At 63.7% G+C, this 3,264-nt stretch carries 2 protein-coding genes; both read left to right on the forward strand.

Annotated elements, in window-relative coordinates; genetic code table 11:
• Positions 1-189: 189 nt before the first annotated feature.
• A protein-coding gene (locus P3L18_RS27995) for an IS3 family transposase (RefSeq protein ID WP_276115982.1) occupies positions 190-1,343 on the forward strand; the annotation gives its coding sequence in 2 pieces (ribosomal slippage) (positions 190-466 and positions 466-1,343; 1,155 coding nt in all).
• A gap of 260 nt (positions 1,344-1,603) precedes the next feature.
• Positions 1,604-3,124, forward strand: coding sequence for an IS21 family transposase (istA, locus tag P3L18_RS28000; RefSeq protein WP_276115983.1), 1,521 nt, complete (start codon positions 1,604-1,606; stop codon positions 3,122-3,124).
• Positions 3,125-3,264: the final 140 nt, after the last annotated feature.

Here is a 3,264-nt window from a genome sequence, read left to right on the forward strand (position 1 = left end):
GTATCGATGCTCGAACTCAAGAAGGTGATCGCCGCCAAACACCACGCCGCCGCAGCACTGGACCAATCCCACCAAAACGCCTAGCATTCACCATGACTCGTTGATCACTATGCGTGTGGCGTGTCCCCCGTGAGCCGGTCCGGGTTGTTTTAGAGTCCTGATTGCCCTGATGAGGGCGGAGAAGGGACGATGAAGAACATGGCAGGACGCAAGCGTCACTCGGCCGAGGACATCGTGCGCAAATTGCGCCGGGCCGACGAGTTGGCCGCCGAAGGCAAGACCGGCGAGGAGATCGCCGCCGATCTCGAGGTGTCGGCGGCCACCTTGTACAACTGGCGCCGCCAGTACGGCGGTATGGACGGCGACGCCGCGAAGGAACTCAAAGAGCTGCGCGAGCAGAACAGCCGACTCAAGCGACTGCTCGCCGATGCCGAACTCGAGAAAGACGCACTGCGGGAGATCGCCAAGGGAAAATTCTGAGCCCAACCGCCAAACGCGCCGCCATCGACATGCTCAAGGACGTCAAGAACATGTCAGAACGCATGGCGTGCAAGGTAGTTGGGCTTTCCCGCTCAGCCTATCGACGGCTGCCGCAAGCGCACACCCCGGCCGACCCCGACGCCGCACTGCGCGAGCAGCTACGCACCTATGCCCGCAAGAACCCCCGGCACGGGTTCCGCCGGGCGTGGGCACACCTGCGCTTCGACGACGGCATCGAGATCAACAAGAAGAAAGTGCACCGGTTGTGGAAAGAAGAGGGCCTGCAAGTGCGGCGCGCTCCGCGCCGCAAACGCGCCGGCCAGTCATCGGTCCCGGTCGTTGTCGCGGACGCACCGAAAGTGGTGTGGGCATTGGACTTTCAGTTCGATTCCACCGTGGATGGGAAGAAGATCAAGATCGCGTCCATGGTTGACGAACACACCCGGATGTCGTTGCTGAACATCGTCGACCGGTCCATCACCTCCGAGAAGTTGATCGAGGAGTTGGAGAAGACGTTCGCGATCTGGGGTGGCCCGCCGATGGTGCTGCGCATGGACAACGGCCCTGAGTTCATCTCAGAAGCCCTGCAGGCGTTCTGTGCAGGGTCGGTCGGGATCTCCTACATTCCGCCCGGCACACCGTGGAACAACGGGTTCATCGAGTCGTTCAACAACCGGTTGCGCGACGAGTGCTTGAACCGCAACTGCTGGCCCACCCTGCTCGAGGCCCGCGTGGTCATCGACGACTTCAAAGACGACCACAACCACCGACACCGGCACTCGGCGCTGGGCTACCAAACGCCGGCCGAGTACGCTGCCGGATGCACCCACCAACATCACCCCGTGGGCTGCGAGATCGACTGACGATCACAACAAGGAACTGGCTCTAGAACTGCCTGGACCGGTTATCGGGGACCTGCCACGTGAGTCCACGCCGATCCGAAGTCCACCACTCCACGTGTGAATGGCCATGAGAAAGTCCCCACTGGTGGCCAGGTCGAGGTCCCCGGTGGTGGCCAGATAAGAGTCCCCACCCTGTGTTCGTCGTGTCGAACCTGGAACTGAGGCCCAGGCGGTGACGGTGAAGGCGCCAACCGATCACCGATCACCACCTGGGAGTTCCATTGAAGTCTGCGAGGGACCGTATGGACATCATTTCTGCTTACCGAGAACTCGGAAGCTATCGCGCCGCAGCTGAGGTCTGCGGCACCACCCACAAGACCGTCAAGCGTGTCGTGGAGCGTTTCGAGGCCGACCAGTCCGGCCAGACGCCTGCGCCACGCGCCCGGCGGGTCAACAATTACGAATCGGTGACCGAGTTGGTCGCTGAACGCGTGCGCAAGTCACACGGCAAGATCACCGCGAAACGACTGCTGCCGATCGTGCGGGCGGCCGGCTACACCGGCTCGGACCGCAACTTCCGTCGGCTGGTATCCCGGTCGAAGTCTCAGTGGCGGCGCAACCAGTTCTCCGGGCGTCGGCCGGCGGTGTGGGCGCCGGGTGAGTATCTGGTGATTGATTGGGCCACCGTGGGCGGTCTGCACGTGTTTTGCGCGGTGCTGGCATTCTCGCGGTGGCGGTTCGTCGGTTTCGCTACCGACGAAACCATCACCACCACTTTAGGTTTCATCGCCCAAGTCTTCGACGAGATCGGCGGGGTGCCGGCGCGGGTCCTGGCCGATCGGATGGCATGTCTCAAGGGTGGGGTGGTCGCCAACGTGGTCATCCCGACCCCGACCTACATCCGGTTTGCCACCCACTACGGCTTCGCCCCGGATTTCTGCCACGGCGAGGACCCCGAGTCCAAAGGCATCGTGGAAAACCTGTGCGGGTATGTGCAGTCGGATCTGGCGCAACCGTTGTGGACCGAAGCGAAGATCGCTGCCGGCCGCGACGATATCCGCCTCGACGTGCACGAGGCCAACCAGGCCGGTGCGCAGTGGTGCACCGAAATCAACAACCGCCGCCACACCGACACCTGCCTCGTGCCTGCCGAGCAACTCGATGTTGAACGGGAAGTGTTGGGGCCGTTGCCGTCTCTGCGCGCCGAGGTAGGGCCGCCGCCAGTCACCCGGAAGGTCGACAAGCTCTCGTGTATCCGATACGCGTCGGCGAGGTACTCGGTGCCCCAACGGTGGGTCGGCACCACCGTGCGCCTGATCCAGGACGGCCGGCGGCTGCTGATCATCGAGCCCGCCAGCAGCGAGGTCATCGCCGAACACGAACTCGGCGCGCCCGGCGAGGTGGTCCTCGATGACACCCACTACGGTGGGGCCCGCCCACCAGTGAGTCGGGCACCTCGACCGAAAACGGATGCCGAGAAACAGTTTTGCGTGATCGGCGAAATCGCTGAACAGTTCCTGGTGGGCGCCGCAGCGATCGGCAACACCCGCCTGGCCGGCGAACTCGACGAACTCCTCGCGCTGCACACCGCCCACGGTCACGACCAGTTCACCGCCGCGTTGACCCGCGCGGTGGCGTTTCGCCGGTTCAAAGCCGCCGACGTGCGTTCGATCCTGGCCGCCGGCGCCGGCGCCCAGAACCCCCGCACCGCCGGTGACGCCTTGGTCACCCCACTGCCCACGGCGCCGACCCGCGACCTTGAGCGGTACAAGATCACCGACGACGGCGAGGTGGTGTCATGACCCCCGAGAAGGCAACAACAACTGTTGCACCACAAGAGATACTGAGGTTCCCCAGTTTGAGTGGACACCCGAGATAGTGGGGCTATGGGCCCTGCTGGAAGGATGTCACTATGTCGAGGACGCGTCGGTCGTTTACGCCT

The organism is Gordonia sp. N1V (assembly GCF_029269935.1).
Lineage (GTDB): Bacteria > Actinomycetota > Actinomycetes > Mycobacteriales > Mycobacteriaceae > Gordonia > Gordonia polyisoprenivorans.